Origin of the sequence: Chryseolinea lacunae (genome assembly GCF_016735595.1) — a bacterium.
Taxonomy (GTDB): Bacteria; Bacteroidota; Bacteroidia; order Cytophagales; family Cyclobacteriaceae; genus Chryseolinea; species Chryseolinea lacunae.
Window position 1 is genome coordinate 1 of sequence record NZ_JAERRB010000019.1, and the last position, 16,215, is coordinate 16,215.

General features: G+C 44.2%; 14 protein-coding genes. 4 read left to right on the plus strand and 10 right to left on the minus strand.

Going from position 1 to position 16,215, the window contains the following annotated elements:
- Positions 1 to 423: 423 nt before the first annotated feature.
- A complete protein-coding gene (locus tag JI741_RS31070) occupies positions 424 to 1,518 on the minus strand; it encodes a VIT1/CCC1 transporter family protein (RefSeq protein ID WP_202016328.1) in 1,095 nt (364 codons plus the stop codon).
- Positions 1,519 to 2,368: 850 nt separating this feature from the next.
- On the opposite strand from JI741_RS31070, the gene JI741_RS31075 reads away from it, so the two are divergent.
- Positions 2,369 to 5,686 carry a CheR family methyltransferase gene (locus tag JI741_RS31075; RefSeq protein WP_202016329.1) on the plus strand — a complete coding sequence of 1,106 codons (3,318 nt, stop codon included), beginning with the start codon at positions 2,369 to 2,371 and terminating at the stop codon, positions 5,684 to 5,686.
- Here JI741_RS31075 and JI741_RS31080 read toward each other — a convergent pair.
- Positions 5,661 to 6,059: a response regulator gene (locus tag JI741_RS31080; RefSeq protein WP_202016330.1), complete on the minus strand. Its 399-nt coding sequence runs from the start codon at positions 6,057 to 6,059 to the stop codon at positions 5,661 to 5,663. The genes JI741_RS31075 and JI741_RS31080 overlap by 26 nt on opposite strands.
- A gap of 641 nt (positions 6,060 to 6,700) precedes the next feature.
- Between JI741_RS31080 and JI741_RS31085 the strand changes: the two genes are divergently transcribed.
- Positions 6,701 to 7,261 carry a helix-turn-helix domain-containing protein gene (locus JI741_RS31085; protein WP_202016331.1) on the plus strand — a complete coding sequence of 187 codons (561 nt, stop codon included), beginning with the start codon at positions 6,701 to 6,703 and terminating at the stop codon, positions 7,259 to 7,261.
- 867 nt (positions 7,262 to 8,128) lie between these two features.
- On the opposite strand, the gene JI741_RS31090 is transcribed toward JI741_RS31085, so the two are convergent.
- From JI741_RS31090 to JI741_RS31105, 4 genes are all read right to left on the minus strand, one after another.
- Complete coding sequence (locus tag JI741_RS31090; protein WP_202016332.1) at positions 8,129 to 8,992, minus strand: sigma-70 family RNA polymerase sigma factor; 864 nt, start codon at positions 8,990 to 8,992, stop codon at positions 8,129 to 8,131.
- A 56-nt stretch (positions 8,993 to 9,048) separates the two neighbouring features.
- Positions 9,049 to 9,297, minus strand: coding sequence for a hypothetical protein (locus JI741_RS31095; protein ID WP_202016333.1), 249 nt, complete (start codon positions 9,295 to 9,297; stop codon positions 9,049 to 9,051).
- 20 nt (positions 9,298 to 9,317) lie between these two features.
- Positions 9,318 to 10,574, minus strand: a complete 1,257-nt coding sequence (locus JI741_RS31100; protein WP_202016335.1) for an aminotransferase class I/II-fold pyridoxal phosphate-dependent enzyme — start codon at positions 10,572 to 10,574, stop codon at positions 9,318 to 9,320.
- Positions 10,575 to 10,801: 227 nt separating this feature from the next.
- Positions 10,802 to 11,062 (minus strand): hypothetical protein, encoded by a 261-nt coding sequence (locus JI741_RS31105; RefSeq protein WP_202016337.1) that lies wholly within the window; start codon positions 11,060 to 11,062, stop codon positions 10,802 to 10,804.
- Between the two features lie 149 nt (positions 11,063 to 11,211).
- Between JI741_RS31105 and JI741_RS31110 the strand changes: the two genes are divergently transcribed.
- Positions 11,212 to 11,946, plus strand: a complete 735-nt coding sequence (locus JI741_RS31110; protein WP_202016338.1) for a Crp/Fnr family transcriptional regulator — start codon at positions 11,212 to 11,214, stop codon at positions 11,944 to 11,946.
- 135 nt (positions 11,947 to 12,081) lie between these two features.
- Here the strand turns inward: JI741_RS31110 and JI741_RS31115 are convergent, their stop codons facing one another.
- Positions 12,082 to 12,684: a class I SAM-dependent methyltransferase gene (locus JI741_RS31115; protein WP_202016339.1), complete on the minus strand. Its 603-nt coding sequence runs from the start codon at positions 12,682 to 12,684 to the stop codon at positions 12,082 to 12,084.
- A 574-nt stretch (positions 12,685 to 13,258) separates the two neighbouring features.
- On the opposite strand from JI741_RS31115, the gene JI741_RS31120 reads away from it, so the two are divergent.
- Positions 13,259 to 13,645, plus strand: coding sequence for a DUF6671 family protein (locus JI741_RS31120; RefSeq protein ID WP_202016340.1), 387 nt, complete (start codon positions 13,259 to 13,261; stop codon positions 13,643 to 13,645).
- 323 nt (positions 13,646 to 13,968) lie between these two features.
- Here JI741_RS31120 and JI741_RS31125 read toward each other — a convergent pair whose 3' ends face one another.
- From JI741_RS31125 to JI741_RS31135, 3 genes are all read right to left on the minus strand, one after another.
- Positions 13,969 to 14,742 (minus strand): nuclear transport factor 2 family protein, encoded by a 774-nt coding sequence (locus JI741_RS31125; protein WP_202016341.1) that lies wholly within the window; start codon positions 14,740 to 14,742, stop codon positions 13,969 to 13,971.
- Positions 14,743 to 14,932: 190 nt separating this feature from the next.
- Positions 14,933 to 15,832, minus strand: a complete 900-nt coding sequence (locus tag JI741_RS31130) for a helix-turn-helix domain-containing protein (protein ID WP_202016342.1) — start codon at positions 15,830 to 15,832, stop codon at positions 14,933 to 14,935.
- On the minus strand, positions 15,829 to 16,059 hold the full coding sequence (locus JI741_RS31135; protein WP_202016343.1) for a hypothetical protein: 231 nt from the start codon (positions 16,057 to 16,059) through the stop codon (positions 15,829 to 15,831). The genes JI741_RS31130 and JI741_RS31135 overlap by 4 nt, the downstream gene beginning before the upstream one ends.
- Between the last annotated feature and the right edge of the window lie 156 nt (positions 16,060 to 16,215).

A 16,215-nucleotide genomic window follows, 5' to 3' on the forward strand; every position in this document is an offset into this window, starting at 1 on the left:
GTGCTCATTGATCGCCTTCGCTATCTGTGTCTCTGTGAACTTTGATTTTTTCATCGTCTTAACCATTTAAAATTGAACATTTGTATTCAACTTTCAAATGGCCGAACTTCAGGGGAGCTTACATGGGCTTTATCCTTTTTAATACTGTATCTATCATTGTCATACCTTTCAGGGTCAGGCATCGACATTTTACTATCGTTTCAGCCTGCATAGCATCCAGATTGGTTCACGCCAATTTTAGCCTTTTGACTTACCGGGCCAGATAACGGCACCAAGCGCCCGGCGAAGAAAAGCTCAGGCGTCATCGCTGACTCAACGCACACACTGATAGGCGCGTTTCCGGAGACGCGCAACACAGTTTTCCGCAACCGATGACGGATTCAAAAATGAACGCAGCATAATATATTTCTACGAAGAAATATTTTACGCAACATTAACGCCAATGAGCTTTCCTATCCCAAATGATATCGCCGCAGCCCCTAGCCCAAAAAGGACTTGTCTGAAGCCTGAATACCATACACTCTTACCAGTAAACAGCGTAATAGCAGCACCGATTATAAACAATCCTGCCGCGCTGGCGGCAACACTAGTAATAATCGCTTTCGTTCCATTGGTAAACATAAAAGGAAGAACAGGAATGACCGCCCCAATAGCAAACAGAATAAATGAGTAGATCGCCGCTTCCACCGCAGAACCTTTCAGCGTCTCGGCATTTATCCCCAATTCCTCCTTCACCAACATTTCATATGCACGGGTTTTGTCCTTCATTATATCGCCAGCCATACTTCGTGACTGTTCATCGGGAATTCCTTTCGCCATATATATTAATGCAAGCTCTTTCAATTCACTTTCGGGATTTGTTTCCAGTTCATTCATTTCAATCTGCATCTGGTTTTCATAAAGCTCCTGAGAGCTCTTCACTGAAATCCATTCACCTAATGCCATTGACAAAGCACCCGCCAACAAACCTGCCAGACCTGCCAGGAGAACGCCGTTTTGACCAGCGGTTGCTCCTGCTATTCCCATAATCAAGCTAAAATTGGACACCAGACCATCATTACCACCCAGCACTGCCGCTCTAATTGCATTCCCTCCTACAGAACGATGTCGGCTTTCGAATTTGGATAGTTGCGCACCTGTTACCTTGCTTTCACTCTCGAGTATAGTTCGCAGTATTTTAACGTGACTGGTCTCAGTACCCTTTATTGCAACATTGTTCTTCTTCTTTGTCACAAGTATCGCATTGGATATACTCTTTTCAGTTTCCATCAAAGTTCCCAACACATAGTCATAGCCAAAAATCCTACCAATTAAGTTAATTGTCTTTGCCCGCCATGAGGGCTGCATGAGATTTGCCAGGGGCACGCCTTCTTTTTCTGCAAATGCCACCGCATGGTCCTTCTCTATCTCACTCATTTGCTTGAAGACATTAGCAATTGTCGCATCCGCTTCATGATCAGCCAGTTTTTGGTAAAGGTAAGATGCATCAACCTCGGTCTGTATTGTCTTGTTCTTCATTGCAATCATTGTTGGTTTGATCTAGGACGTATATATATATAGTCTGGAAAACCACAGACACGTCACAGGCGTGCATCCTCCTCCAAACAGGATCAGCTGGCTGACCGGGGCTCCCCGGCAGGAAATGCCGTATTCACCAGAAATGGATACGAATCAAAGACTTCAAGAATTCCAACGCTCCCGTGCCCTAGGTAAAGATGCCGGGAAACTCGGCACCGATTCTATTCTCCCCGACAAGAATTTTGAAAATCAAATTCGAGATTCAAATGATCAGCGGGAACTCCGTTATCATTCGACGTAATACCCCAAGAAACCAATTTTCATTTAATCATATAGTGAGTACGAAAAAAAATGTCGGGCAGATTTTAAACGGCCTGAAGAAAATGGCAATATTATCCTGGAGTTCAGAAACACACGACAGACGGAAGCCCAGATCCCAAGTCACTTCTCGCGATTGGAGGATGAACCTTAATGGCGTTATCCAATGGCACCCAAAAACCGAGCAATTGAGTTCTTTTCAAAATAGATCGTTTTTTACTTTGACATATAATCGAATGTAAATGAAGATCGTCTAAGACCGGTGAGCACTGACTTCATCCTAAACATAGCCTCCGACATCCATAGATTATATGACAACGATCAGCCCAGATAATGATTATTAAACATAAATAGATCAACGGAGAACAGTAACTTGTAAATAATGCGACAGTGTCGCCCGACAAATCAAGTTAAAAGGTCAACCATAGTTAAGTGATTGTCGTGACCAAAATCATGAACAATAAATTTCCCGAAAGACTATTTTTGGTTTGTCGGTGTTATTGATGCTCCTGTCTGGATCTTCCAACTATAAATGAAAACAAAGTCACCCCATAAAATTGCGATAAGGCCTCGCGCCGGTAAACCTGCAGCCAAGAACACGCCTCGAGCAGAGACCTTCCCCATCGCTGCCTTTGGTGCCTCTGCCGGAGGATTGGAGGCGTTTTCCGAGTTATTGAAAAATCTCAATTGCGATCTTGGTGTCGCCTACGTATTCATCATGCACTTATCACCACAACATAAGAGTTCGCTTTGCGAAATCTTGCAGAATAAAACCAAAATGTCCGTCCATACGGTTAAGAATGGTATGAACGTGCGACCTGACAATGTTTATGTGATCCCTCCCAACGCATTCATGAGCCTTATTGACGGACATTTTAAACTTTCTCCTCGCCTGAAAGCGCCGCGTGGTGGAGCATTCGCTATTGACTTTTTTTTTACCACTCTTGCCGCTATTTACAAGAATAACAGCATTGGCGTGATTCTCTCTGGCAACGCAACAGACGGGACGCTGGGACTAAAGGCTATAAAAGCCGAAGGAGGAATAACTTTTGCCCAGGATGACTCCGCCAAATTTCCAGGGATGCCTAAAAATGCATACGATTCGGGTTATGCGGATTTCAGATTATCGCCTCAAAAAATTGCCAAAGAAATCGCGCTCCTGACAAAAATTCCTTACAGTGGATTGCCCACTGCCAAGATCCACGAACAAGGCGAAAATAACATCATTGATGCCGAGCTACTAAAAAAACTCTTGGCGATCGTGAAATCTAAAAAAGGCGTTGACTTTTTTGGTCAGTACAAGCAGGCAATGATCTATCGACGGGTACTCCGAAGAGTGGTGTTGAATAAGTGCAAAACCCTCCGAGATTATATCCTCATACTTGAATCCAATGAGAAGGAAGTCCATGAACTTTACAACGACTTCCTCATTAATGTAACCACCTTCTTCAGGGACCCAGAATTCTTCACTACGCTGGAAAAACAAGTATTGCCAGCATTACTCAAGAACAGAAACGACGATGATCCGATAAGAATATGGATCGCCGGCTGTGCCACCGGTGAAGAGGCTTATTCTGTTGCCATTTGCCTTAAGGATTTTTTACAAGCCAGAGATGAGGATTATCCTTTCCAGATATTTGCTTCCGATTTGGATTTAGAAGCCATTGAGAAAGCTCGACTTGGCATATACACAGGGAATACTCTTCAAAACGTTCGGCCACAACAACTCACACAATATTTTAAAAAACTCAACCACCACTATCAAATCGAAAAGAACATACGTGAATTGTGCATTTTTTCCCAGCATAACCTTTTGAAGGATCCGCCTTTTTCGCAAATGGATATCATCAGTTGTCAAAACGTTCTTATATACCTGGAGCCAGCGCCGCAGCAGACCATTTTACAGATTTTTCACTACGCATTAAAGCCGTCAGGGTACTTGTTCCTGGGCAAAGCTGAAACCGTCGCAGGCGCTACTGACCTGTTTGATGCCCGTGATGAGGAAATCAAAATCTACGCCCGCAGAAATACCAAGGCCCCATGGGCCCAGCTTTCAAATTCCACCCCTGGATTGGCGTCATCCCCTCCCGTGACAAGGAGTATGCCCCGACAGAAGGTGAACATCGAAGGTGAAATGAGTAAACTCCTTCTGGACCGGTTTGTGTGGCCAAGCGTTATCCTGAATCAAAACCTGAACATCATACAGTTCTATGGGGTCACTTCACCTTATCTTGGGCCGCTGGTCGGGAAAGCCAGCCTAAATGTGCTCAAGATGATACAGCAGGACTTGTTGGTATATCTCCGAACACTGTTAGCGGAGGCCCGAAAAACCGGGATGCCAGCGTCCAAAGACGGCATAATCCTTACGCATAATAACGTAACCCGGGAAATCATCATTGAGGTTGTGCCTAAAAAGGTAGAAAATGAATTCTTTTTTTTGGTCGTATTCAAAGAAAATCTGGCCTACGATCTACCATCGCCAGGCAAAAAACCGATAGCCGATCAAAAATCCAAAATCATTATGCGACTTCAGGGTGAATTGGAACAATCGCGAGAAGTGATTCGAACCACTAGTGAAGAGTATGAATCCACGCATGAGGACCTACAGGCACATACCGAGGAACTGCTGTCCGCCAATGAAGAATTGAAAAGCACAAATGAGGAACTTGAAACATCAAAAGAAGAACTTCAATCTACTAATGAAGAACTCACCTCCATAAACGAGGAATTGGAGAGAAGAAATAACGAACTTAAAGCTTCTCAAAGCTATGCAAAGGCTATAACCGACACTGTGAACAGCCCGTTCCTGGTACTTACTTCAAACCTCCAGGTGAAGAGTGCCAACAATTCATTTTACAATACATTTCAGCTTACGCCGGCGAAAACTGACGGGCACTCAATATTCGACTTGAATGGTCAGGCTTGGGATGATTCCATCGTTCGAAGAAGCTTGAGTACGCTTCTTGGAAAAAAAACAGCTTACCTGGAATTTGAATTTACTAAATACTTTCCAGGCATAGGCGAACTTGCATTTGTGGTAAACATGCACAAGCTAACCGTGGGCGACAACCCTGCAGAATTTCTGATCCTGCTTGCACTCATCAACATCAGCGAAGCCGTCAGATCAAACAACGAGCTAAAAAAAATCAATAACCACTTGATAGAATTCACCTTCGGTGTCAGCCATGATTTGCAGGAGCCGCTGCGAAAAATCATGACGTTTGCCAATCTACTATCAGGCCGGAAACTTAGCGATGAGGTTGCCGAACAGTATGTAGCTAAAATAAACAGGGCAGTGGAAAGAGTGTCCACCCTGGTGCAGGCCACGGTGCAATACTCGAGCTTGCTCAAGGGTCACCAGCAAGAATTCAAGTCCGTCGATCTAAATAAAACAACAAAAGATATTTGTAAGGATCTCGAACTGATGATAGAGGAAAAGCACGCAGCAATTCACATAGAACACCTTCCAGTAGTAAATGGTGAGCCTGTTTTACTGCACCAGGTTTTTTATAATATAATTAAGAATGCATTGAAGTTCAGTAATAAAGATCCCATTATCAAGATCACGACCGAAAGGCCGCCGATTGCCGCGTATACACAATATCATCTAAAAAAAGGAAGGCACTACGTAGCCATCCGCATTCAGGACAACGGAATCGGCTTTGACCAACAATATGCCGATAATATATTCTCACTATATAAACGTCTGGATGACGACAAGAAGGTCAAGGGCGCCGGCATGGGTCTTTCCATCTGTAAAAAAATAGTTGAGGACCATGAAGGGGCTATCTTCGCTAAAGGAATCAAGAACAGGGGAGCAACCTTTACGATCCTTTTGCCAACGCCATAAATTCACAGCCGGTCAGTTTTTTTATCCCTTCGACCAACTCGGAAAACAGAGCTGTTTTTGACAAAAATTTTATTCCCTTGGAGCTCAAATTGGCCCGTTCCTCTGGGTTAAAAGCAGTACTGTACATCACTATTTGGACAAGCTCAAAACGTGGAATCGAACGAATGAGGTTGACGCATTCATAGCCTGTCATTTTCGGCATATTTACGTCCATAAAAATGAAATCGGGCAACAACTTTGCCTCATTCAGGTAATCGAGGACGTCTTTTCCGCTTTCCAGCTGTTGACAGGAAATACTCGGATCGATAGTATTGAGCGCGTCAAGGAATAATTCCCTGTCGTCTTCATCGTCATCTACTTCAAGGATAAGCATAAAAATTTGGTTTAGTTTAACTCGAAAACGAATTTCATACCATCCTGCACCGATTCTTCACGCACCACACTCAAACGCACTAACAAAATTCGTCGCCCCACGGTCACCCCTCACCCCGTTTGATATCTTAAAAATAGCCGATTCACTTGAGTGATACAATGATGGAAATCAGCACCCGACCTAGATAATATCAACCTATCGCGAGAAACTGTAGTTCGGAGCAAAACTAACCTGTGTGTCCGGGCCGAAGCGATGAAAATCGTCAAACTATAATGACTGTTTCCTACCTCTTCGACCAAATTTGAATCACGTAACGGATGCACCGAGTAATAAAACAAGTCGGCATGAAGGCTCCGGTTAGTTAAATCAAAAATGTTAATATACCTCGGCAAACAACGTTTTCATAAGGGGCACGATGTCCACATCGGGCGGTTTCTCAAATCCAGATAATTCCTTTTTTTCGTAACAATAACTTTTGATGCTGATTATTATCATAGGTGTATTGTTTTCAATATCCTAGTTTAGTCACACAGATATGGCACCTACCCTTGCTTGGGTAGTACGAATTTCTAGCTGCGAATAAGGCCGGATGGAAAATTCACCTGCAAAACAGACTCGTTCCTTTTTGAAAATTTTCGCCCATGAAACTTTACATTAAATATATGGTCAGTCTTCGGTGTAAAATGATCGTCAAGGAAGAATTGAAAAAACTGGGGCTTCATGACACTACACTTGAACTGGGGGTAGTTCAGATTTCAGAGGATATTACCGCCAGTCAACGACTTCAATTGAATGAAAATCTGAGAAGATCGGGGCTTGAGTTACTCGACGATAAACAAAGTATTTTAATTGACAAGATTAAGACCGTCATTATCGAATTGATCCACTACAATGACGAACTACCCAAAGTGAAATACTCTAACTATATAAGTAAAAAAATGAATTATAATTACACCTACCTATCAAATATTTTTTCAGAAGTTAAGGGAATTACCATTCAACATTTCATTATTTCCCACAAGATTGAGAAGGTGAAAGAACTGTTGTTGTACGATCAATTGAATCTTTCGCAGATTTCCTTTAAGCTGCACTATAGCAGCGTGGCCCACTTATCAAATCAGTTCAAGAAGGTAACAGGACTGTCACCGTCTTACTTCAAAAAAATTGGGCTAAAGAGATCATACAACCTGGAAGATATTTGAACGGGGAAGTCCATGGTCGATTAACAATTTGTTCCGATTCTGCTCCTGAAGACTCCAACGGGGTTGACCACTCATTCCGCGAAAGCGTACACCACATCCCTTACCGCCAGATAATTCATTCCGAGAGAAATTGACCATCCTTTCTTTCGATTATCATGCCGTTATCTTCAAATAAATTTTCCAAAAGTAGGCCTAAAAATTTGATTACAATGATTCGTATTTTGGTCAAGGCGGAGCTTCCGACTCCATTGAATCGCTTATACAGCCCAAAAATCTTTGCGCCGTTTTTTTCAAGGTCAATTCCCCTGCCGTTGTCTTCAACAGAAAGACACACAAACGCATTGCTTGAAGCGGTGTGCAACTTTACAACAAGCGGAACGTCGGGCAGACGTCCTTTAGCAACTCTTTAAGACAAAGACCAACCAATCACCAATGGCGTTCAGACGATCCTTTCAATAACCAAATAAGTATTTGAAGGTGCCGCGACCGATGCAAACTATTAACGGCCTTCTCTGATGACAGACAATATTCAAGATAAACCACCCCGAGTTCGATTTAGATCCGGCAAAGACACGAACCGAAAGAACTCTTTATGGATTTAAGTCTACAAAGAGCCGGCGGCTGCGAGCTCCTGGTACGCATTGGCTTGGCACCCGAACAAATAGGTTTACTGTGGTTCCTGCATGAACCTTTCATCGTTAACGAAATTATTCAAGACAAAAACGAATCTTTCACCCGTGGAATATCTACAAGCCTTCACTAGAGCAAATGCGCCCTCTCCTGAGTTTATTGATAAAAGGGGAACATCCTCATCACCGTTTCAAAGACGCAAACGTCAGTGGAAAAGCAAGCGAGGAAGCAACGATACTATCCCAGATAGTTTTTCAACGCCCTGCTTCTGTACGCATGCCGAAGCCGGCGAATACCCTTTTCCTTAATTTGTCTAGCCCGCTCCCTGGTCAGGCTAAACTTCTCGCCGATCTCCTCCAAGGTCATAGTCGGTCCGCCATTGAGCCCGAAATAGAGCGAAACCACATCGGATTCCCGCTGTGTAAGGGTGCACAGGGATCGTTGTATCTCCAGCCGCAACGAATCATCGATGAGGACGGAATCGGGCGTTCCCTCGGAAGTGTCCTGCAATACTTCCAGTAAAGAGTTTTCTTCTCCCGTTACGAAGGGCGCGTTAATGGACACATGGCGGCTCCCCATTGACAGTGTGTCCCGTATTTCATCCGGAGTAATCTCCATCACTTCAGACAATTCTTCGGGGGAGGGCTCCCGCTCGAGCTTTTGTTCCAGTTCGGAAGATGTTTTGTTGACTTTATTGAGCGCGCCAACCCGGTTGAGCGGAATCCTTACAACACGCGACTGCTCGGCTAGAGCCTGCATGATCGATTGGCGAATCCACCATACAGCATAGGAGATGAATTTGAAACCGCGGGTTTCATCAAAACGCATAGCTGCTTTTACCAGGCCGAAATTGCCCTCATTTATCAGATCGCCCAACGTCAACCCGTTGTTCTGATATTGTTTGGCAACCGAGACGACAAAACGGAGATTTGCGTTTACCATTTTGTCCAGCGCTGCCTGATCCCCTTCTTTGATTCGTTTGGCCAGCTCGACTTCCTGATCGGCGGTGATCAGATCTACTTTTCCAATTTCCTGCAAATATCTATCTAACGACTGGCTTTCGCGATTAGTGATCTGCTTGGTGATCTTAAGTTGTCTCATGATCCGGTAGTATACTTAAAAACTTAATGCCCTTGGCCGTGAAAAAATAACACGGATCAAGGACGGTGAAGCTGCCGAAAAATGTCAATAGCCAAATCCACATTGCATTCTTCTCTTTCGGAAATTGCTTCAATCCTTGCCTGGGAAAGGACCTTGCTCATCCCAAGGATGAACCGTTGAATGATGTGGCCATGAACATTTCTTCCCTTGAGTCGCTGGATTGATTGTTCGATCACATCAGTCACCTCCTCTTCATTTGAAGCTGACTTGATCCGGCTTAAAATGCGCTGTCTAAAGTCCACCATATTTTTCTAAAAAATCAAGCCTAGGCCGGCCGGGTTACCGACACCAATTCTTCTTTTCGGTAGAATCCTTCATCAAGCTTTGACTTGAGAATGGAAAAGGCTTGCAATGTTTCTTCAACATCCGATAGTGAATGAACTGCGGTGGGGATAATCCTAAACATAATGACATCTTTGGGAACAACCGGGTAAATAACGACCGAACAGAAAATACCATAATTTTCACGAAGGTCCATGGCCATGTTTGCTGCCTCCCCTACGCCGCCTTTAAAGAGCACCGGTGTCGGCGGGGAGTGCGAGTCTCCAACGTTAAATCCGCGTTCTCTCAACCCATTCTTTACGGCCAACATGATTGTTTTCAGATCTGACCTCAGCTGGGGATTGGTCTTTAGAAGTTCCAAGCGCTTAAGAGCGCCAATCACCAACGGCATGGGTAAGCTCTTGGCATATATCTGCGACCTGACGGTATAGCGAAGGTATTTGAGCACGTTCCTGTCACCAGCCACAAAAGCCCCAATGCTGGCCATCGACTTGGCGAATGTGGAAAAATACAAGTCAATCATAGACTGGACGCCCTGCTCCTGTCCGACGCCTGCGCCGGTCGTCCCCATGGTTCCAAAGCCATGAGCATCGTCTACCAGCAGACGGAAATTGTATTTCGCTTTCAATTGCGCGATACCGCGCAAATCGCCCATCTGTCCGGACATTCCAAATACGCCTTCGGTAATCAAAAGGATGCCGCCGCCCGTTTCATTGGCTAGCTTGGTTGCCCGTCGCAGCTGTTTTTCCAGACTCGCCATATCGTTGTGGGCATAAACAAAACGTTTGCCCATGTGCAACCGCACCCCATCAATAATAGAGGCGTGCGATTCGGCGTCATACACAATAATGTCCTTGCGATCGACTAGCGCATCGATGATGGATAATACGCCCTGATATCCGTAGTTCAACAGCATAGCGTCCTGCTTCTCTACAAACTCAGCCAATTGTCTTTCCAGGTCAAGGTGATGTACCGAGTTGCCCGACATCATGCGGGCACCCATCGGGGAGCCTAGGCCAAACCGGGCGGTAGCTTCGGCATCCGCTTTCCGGACGTCCGGATGATTGGCCAAACCTAAATAATTATTGAGACTCCAGTTAAGAACCTCTTTTCCATTGAACTTCATTCTTGGTCCAATGTCGCCCTCCAGCTTAGGAAAAAAGAAATAGTCTTCCGGAAGGTGGGCATACTTGGCTAGTGGCCCTTGCTCCATTCTTAGTTTCTCGAACAAATCCTTCATGCTTACTTCAGTGTTAATAACAACAAAATGATTTTAAAGGAGCGCAAAAATAGAGCAAGTCCGGGGAGCAATGGTTGAGTTGAATTGTCATCAGGATTGACTTACGTCATTATGTTGACTGACCCATGCATCATGCTCAGCACGCATTACTCCACCATAACGACGAGGTTTCGGGATACCCGAGTCCGGAACCCAGATCAAGGCGGTTGGGCTGGCAACGTTGATCATCAGAAAAGGCGCACTGACTTCCCAAGCTGAAATTGCCTGAAAATAGCCGTTGCGAGTTCTACATTGTCCAAAGATTTGGTAGAAAGGTCCTCAGCGCGAAGAGCCGTCAGGGAGGCAATCATATTCATGATGTAGCGGTCTTCATTGTAATTTCTATGTTTCTGCAGCCGTTGCAGAGAGTTTGCAATCGCCTTAATCAGGACAGCCTCATCCTCGGCATTCATAATTTCACGCTGAATCTCATTGCAAAAGGCAACCATAAAAACCGGGTTAAAATACGTTTTCAGGCCAAATTAGAGCTCGTTTCTGTGGTTTTGATTGAAAATTATCAATTGACTTATTGATTTAAATCAACTTAGATATTGATTCAATTGTGGAGATTGCCTGGCGCATACCAAATTTCCAATCGATGTTACAGAACTTTTTATCTGAAAATTTCCGGCTGAAAAAAGATCAGATTTTTGAGGGCCTGGCAACCGATGAAGTAGAGTCGCTCATGGGTTCTGGCGTTACACATCTTTACCGGAAGGGTGAAGTGATCTTCCGGGAAGGAGGCATACCCACCGGGATATTTTACGTAAAGACCGGCCGAATCAAGAAATATAAAACGACCGGCAAGGGCGGTGAGCAAATTTTCTATGTCTGCAGTGAAGGGGAGCTTTTGGGCTACCATGCCCTGCTCAGCGAGGAGTATTATCCGGATTCCGCCGCCACACTGGAAGATGCTGAAATCACATTCATTCCAAAGGAGAATTTTCTGTCGGTCATCAGAAATTCAACCATTCTCTCCAATACGCTGCTGAAGGCACTTGGTCATGAGTTTAGCCTGTTCATCAACAGCATAACCAACTTGGCAACCAAGACGGTGCGGGAACGCCTGGCCTTTAATCTTTTGATTCTGGACGAGAAATACAAGAACCCGGCTATGACGGAGACTCCTAGCGATATTAACCTGTCCCGGACGGACCTGGCAAATATGGTAGGAACCGCTAAAGAAACGCTGGTAAGACTTCTGCAAGAGTTCGTTGGTGCCGGCCTTATTGAGAAGGCAGACCGGTCAATTCGGATCGTGGACCGAAAGGGGATGATTAAGGAAGCGAACCTCAGAGGACTAAATTCAAAAAAAGTAACTTCAGTGAAGTAGAAACTTGGTAACGACAAAGTATATCAAAATCATGCCGACCAACACGGCGTACATCAGAAGGTCCACGCGAACGTACTCCCGGTAGCGATTAAAAGATCTCGTAGTTTCTTGAACATACTTTAGGTTTTAGTTCACTCAAATCGAAAGTGTCTTCTCCCAGAATTTCAGTAGTCCTCCTTTTAGCGAATCCAGTAGTTTGAAACTGCTGGGAACTATCGTAGTAGGGCTGCAATAGGTAACCAACCTGGTTCCCGGCCGGCAACGGGCCAACTGCTCGACGATATGCAGTGAATACAGGTGATACAAGTCGCTACTCAACCGCACGGCATCATCAATCCTCTCGACCGGGTTAAGGTTCTCATAGAATGAATTGTAGAAATAGAACGCATCATATGCACCAAAGCCAACGGACTGGATATTGGCATGGATGAACCGCGCATTGCGGATATAGTAGTACGCCGAAAGCTTTTGGGACAACTCAACCAATTCCTGCCGCTGCTCCACGCCGGTGAAGTGTCCTTTGGTGTTCGCAGCCCCGATTAGGCAAAATTTGCCGGCGCCGGACCCGATGTCCAGGACTTTGGTCCCGGGCTTCTCGGCCAGGAATTCAGAGGCCACCTTGGCGATCGACACGGGAGTCCAATGCTTCCGGTCCAGATGCTTTATCGCCTCGGGATAAATGGAGACAAAGTCGCTGTCGGTGACACCAATATTTAGCCGAAGACGTTTGAAAATCATTATATGCGTTGACTATGCGCTTTTGCATGCAGTCAATCAACAAAACTAGAAAGAACCGGAGTCCGGCCGCTTGACCTAACTCAACGGGTGGGTTGATTAAAATCAACGTCAATCTGGCCTTTGTAAAACGATCTTTGAGGGCAGACTCCTCGGTCAAATAGTTTGCACGCAAGCTGTCTCCGTTTCTTTATTCTTTTTAGGGCAGCCATGAGTCCTTTTCAAAGAACATACTCCTTCACACTTCTCAAAAGTGATTTCAAAGCAAGTATCACGGTCTTTTTTGTGGCCTTGCCGCTGTGCCTAGGCATAGCACTCGCCTCATGCACCTCCATCTACTCGGGACTTTTGGCCGGTGTCATTGGTGGAATGATTATTCCCATCATCAGTAAGTCGCATGTGTTGGTCGTATTCTATATAACCTTCGCCGCCACCTTGCCGATATCGCGTACATCAATGAGAGTGAATCTCGCGCCGCCAGCAGGAAGAAAATTCCAATATAATAATAAGCGTTCCACCATCTATCAAAGAGCAAGTCACCCGACATTTTACGGAAAGAAAACTTATTATCGCTACCATGCATGGAAAGGAGCACATCATTTCCCCGCTGATAAAAAAAGATCTTCCGGCGAAAGTCGAGGTTATACAAGGTTTCAATACCGATGTGTTCGGGACTTTCGCCTGGGAGGTCCAGCGCAAGGAACTTGCTTTGGAAACACTTCGCAATAAATTGCTCGCCGCCCTTACATGGTCTGGCGAAACGTTGGGACTCGCCAATGAAGGGTCTTTCGGTCCACATGCACTCTACTCCTTTTTGTCTGTCTACCTGGAACATGTTATGCTGATCGACACGCTCCATGGTTTTGAAATTATCGGCTCTGAAATATCGCTGCATACAAATTTTCTTTCAGCCATTGTCCTTGGACAGCTTACGAAAGATTTTCGATGCCATGCCGGCCTATGAACGGCCTTTAACGATGGAGACCGGAAGCATGAAATATCGGACTAATAGCAGCCCCTGTCGCAATACTGGTTACAACCTTTATCGACTCAGATCCGAGAAAGCCATTTGTGCTTGATTGCCTCGTTATTTACCCAGCCAAAGCATTGATATCGCACTTATGTAAACAGATTTTCGGTTCTCCATGTTAGTTACAAGTTCTGCATCGTAAGGACTGTTCGTGGGGGCTTATTTCTCCTGCATAATCTCCAACATCCATTGCTTTCAACATAAAAATGGGAACAGTATTGAAACCGTTCCCAAAATTAAATTAAAAAACCCGTATTTTAGAAACCGAACTTACCGTTGTTGTTCTTCCAGCTTTCTTTTGCAGGTATCTGTTCAATCACATCCCAATGCTCGGTAATCTTACCATTTTCCAAGCGGAACAAATCGTAGAAGGCGTTATAGCTACTGCCAAAGTTACCTTCACTCACCACAAGGACGAAGTTACCTTCTCCTAAAACCTGGTGAATCTTATCATACTTCAAAGTGATACCTTGCTTTGCTAACTCACCAAGCGTCTTTCCAAGACCAGAAAGTTGATCAGGAATCTGTGGATTGTGTTGAATGTAATTGTCCCGATTAAAGTAGCCCGCGATCTTGTCCATTTTACCATTCACCAGAATATCGTCTACAAATTGGCGAACGAGCTTCTTATTCCCTTCAGTTTTAGCAACATCTGTTGAAGTAGTTGGACCATCAACCATAGTATGTCCACTCGGATTTGCCTGTTTAGGAGTTTCCTGAAGATTGTCCCAGTGCTCTACAATCAAGCCATCTTCGAATCTAAAAATATCGAAACCAATCTTAGGGCCGAAGAAGTCATATTCAGTATGCGTAAATACATAATTGCCATCCTCGAACGCTCTTACGGTTTTAACTTTAGCAGAATTTGGCGGCAATGCCTTTAGCAGCGCTCCAAAGCCTGCAAATCCATCAGCGGCACTTAAATTATGCTGCGTGTACTTGTTGGGATTAATATAGGCGATCGGTTCAGTCGCTCCAGTCTCTATTGCCTTGAGCAATTCGACCACTTTATCCTTGTTACTCTTTTCCATGTTCGTCGTTATTTTAATTGTCGTTGAGTCATTTTTTTCGGTGGCCTCCATTGTCCTATTCCCGGAGCACGTTAAAGCCCCTACCAGCGTTGTTATACCGAGCACTAAAGTTTTGAATGTTGTCATCGTTGTGATTTTTAACGATGCAAAGGTGGGGACCTGAGCCGCCTTGAAAAAGGTAAGAAATGGTCTACGAATGATACTTTTTAGACAGCTCGCCCAAATGCTTCTCGCGGAACTCAGAGGGAGTTTGACCGGCTTGCTGGCGGAAATATTTGATAAAGTTGCTCGGTTCGTTAAATCCCAAATCAAAACCGATTTCTTTAATGCTCTTATTTGTATGCACAAGAAGTCTCTTAATCTCGAGCAAAACGCGCTCGCTTATAAGTTCTTTAGGTGACTTTCCCAACACGTGAGCAGTTGCACGACTAAGTCGTTTCTCAGGCACGTGCATCATTTCAGCATATTCATATACAGAACGAATTTTACTAAAATGCTCATTGACCAACGAGGAAAATAACATTGAATAGTCTCGATCCGCTCCTTTTGGAATCTGCCTAAATCCTTGCCGCCTTTTTTCCCGGTCACACAAAAGCAAAAAGGCATGGAGGTAATTCCTCAAAACATTGCGTTTAATTGGATCATCGTCACTGGCCAACTCCGCTCCAACAAGCTGAATCAAAGATTGGAGACTATTGCTTATTCCATCCAGTTTTAATGGTACAGTTTCAAGAAGGTCATTGAAAAGAACGGTAGTGTTGAGAAAATCTATGTCATCCTGATTTTTGCAAAAGAACCGGTCGGTAAAAAGAATCAGCTTGCCATCATACTTTTCCGATGAATCGAATAGATGTACTTGCAACTTGTTAACAAACAGTATAGAATTCCTGGGTACTTTCACTGTATGAAAATCTACCAGATGTGTTGGACTTCCTTTTTCGATCCAGATGATATGATAAAAATTTGCACGATGTGGCAGAGTAATCTGTTTTTTATTCTTTGAGTATAAGTCTTTGATCGAAATAATCTCAAACTCCAGGGACAGACTTGGTTTGAACTTAAATTCCGCGATTGACCGTCTTTCTTTCATTCGCTACCAAGATACAAAAACGCCGCAATTGTAAACTTTTTACCATTCATTTTAGCAATGTTGATAATGAAAAAGTAACTGCTGAATTTGAAAAAATGCAAGTAAAATTCAGGGGCAAATGTGCGATCATCCATGCTATTTCTTAGCCACCTTCTTTCTGAACCGACTGAACATCTAGCGCGTGGACGAACAAAATTGTCATAAAAATTCAACCATTTTTTATTCATAAAAAAAGTGTTTGAATGAAATTCTAAAGGTTCACCGTAAGCTATTTGTAAGCGACGCAACACCGTTCTCTATTTCAAATCGGTAGCCATTGTGAAAAATCGGATAGTAAAATCGTCCCTCATTCCAACAATTGCCAATTCAGCCCGCCAGCTGAC

Bases quoted from the DNA above. Each gene is read 5' to 3' on its own strand.
- JI741_RS31070 (WP_202016328.1), bottom strand. From the start codon at position 1,518: ATGAAGAACAAGACAATACAGACCGAGGTTGATGCATCTTACCTTTAC.
- JI741_RS31075 (WP_202016329.1), top strand. From the start codon at position 2,369: ATGAAAACAAAGTCACCCCATAAAATTGCGATAAGGCCTCGCGCCGGT.
- JI741_RS31080 (WP_202016330.1), bottom strand. From the start codon at position 6,059: ATGCTTATCCTTGAAGTAGATGACGATGAAGACGACAGGGAATTATTC.
- JI741_RS31085 (WP_202016331.1), top strand. From the start codon at position 6,701: ATGAAACTTTACATTAAATATATGGTCAGTCTTCGGTGTAAAATGATC.
- JI741_RS31090 (WP_202016332.1), bottom strand. From the start codon at position 8,992: ATGAGACAACTTAAGATCACCAAGCAGATCACTAATCGCGAAAGCCAG.
- JI741_RS31095 (WP_202016333.1), bottom strand. From the start codon at position 9,297: ATGGTGGACTTTAGACAGCGCATTTTAAGCCGGATCAAGTCAGCTTCA.
- JI741_RS31100 (WP_202016335.1), bottom strand. From the start codon at position 10,574: ATGAAGGATTTGTTCGAGAAACTAAGAATGGAGCAAGGGCCACTAGCC.
- JI741_RS31105 (WP_202016337.1), bottom strand. From the start codon at position 11,062: ATGGTTGCCTTTTGCAATGAGATTCAGCGTGAAATTATGAATGCCGAG.
- JI741_RS31110 (WP_202016338.1), top strand. From the start codon at position 11,212: ATGTTACAGAACTTTTTATCTGAAAATTTCCGGCTGAAAAAAGATCAG.
- JI741_RS31115 (WP_202016339.1), bottom strand. From the start codon at position 12,684: ATGATTTTCAAACGTCTTCGGCTAAATATTGGTGTCACCGACAGCGAC.
- JI741_RS31120 (WP_202016340.1), top strand. From the start codon at position 13,259: ATGCATGGAAAGGAGCACATCATTTCCCCGCTGATAAAAAAAGATCTT.
- JI741_RS31125 (WP_202016341.1), bottom strand. From the start codon at position 14,742: ATGGAAAAGAGTAACAAGGATAAAGTGGTCGAATTGCTCAAGGCAATA.
- JI741_RS31130 (WP_202016342.1), bottom strand. From the start codon at position 15,832: ATGAAAGAAAGACGGTCAATCGCGGAATTTAAGTTCAAACCAAGTCTG.
- JI741_RS31135 (WP_202016343.1), bottom strand. From the start codon at position 16,059: ATGAATAAAAAATGGTTGAATTTTTATGACAATTTTGTTCGTCCACGC.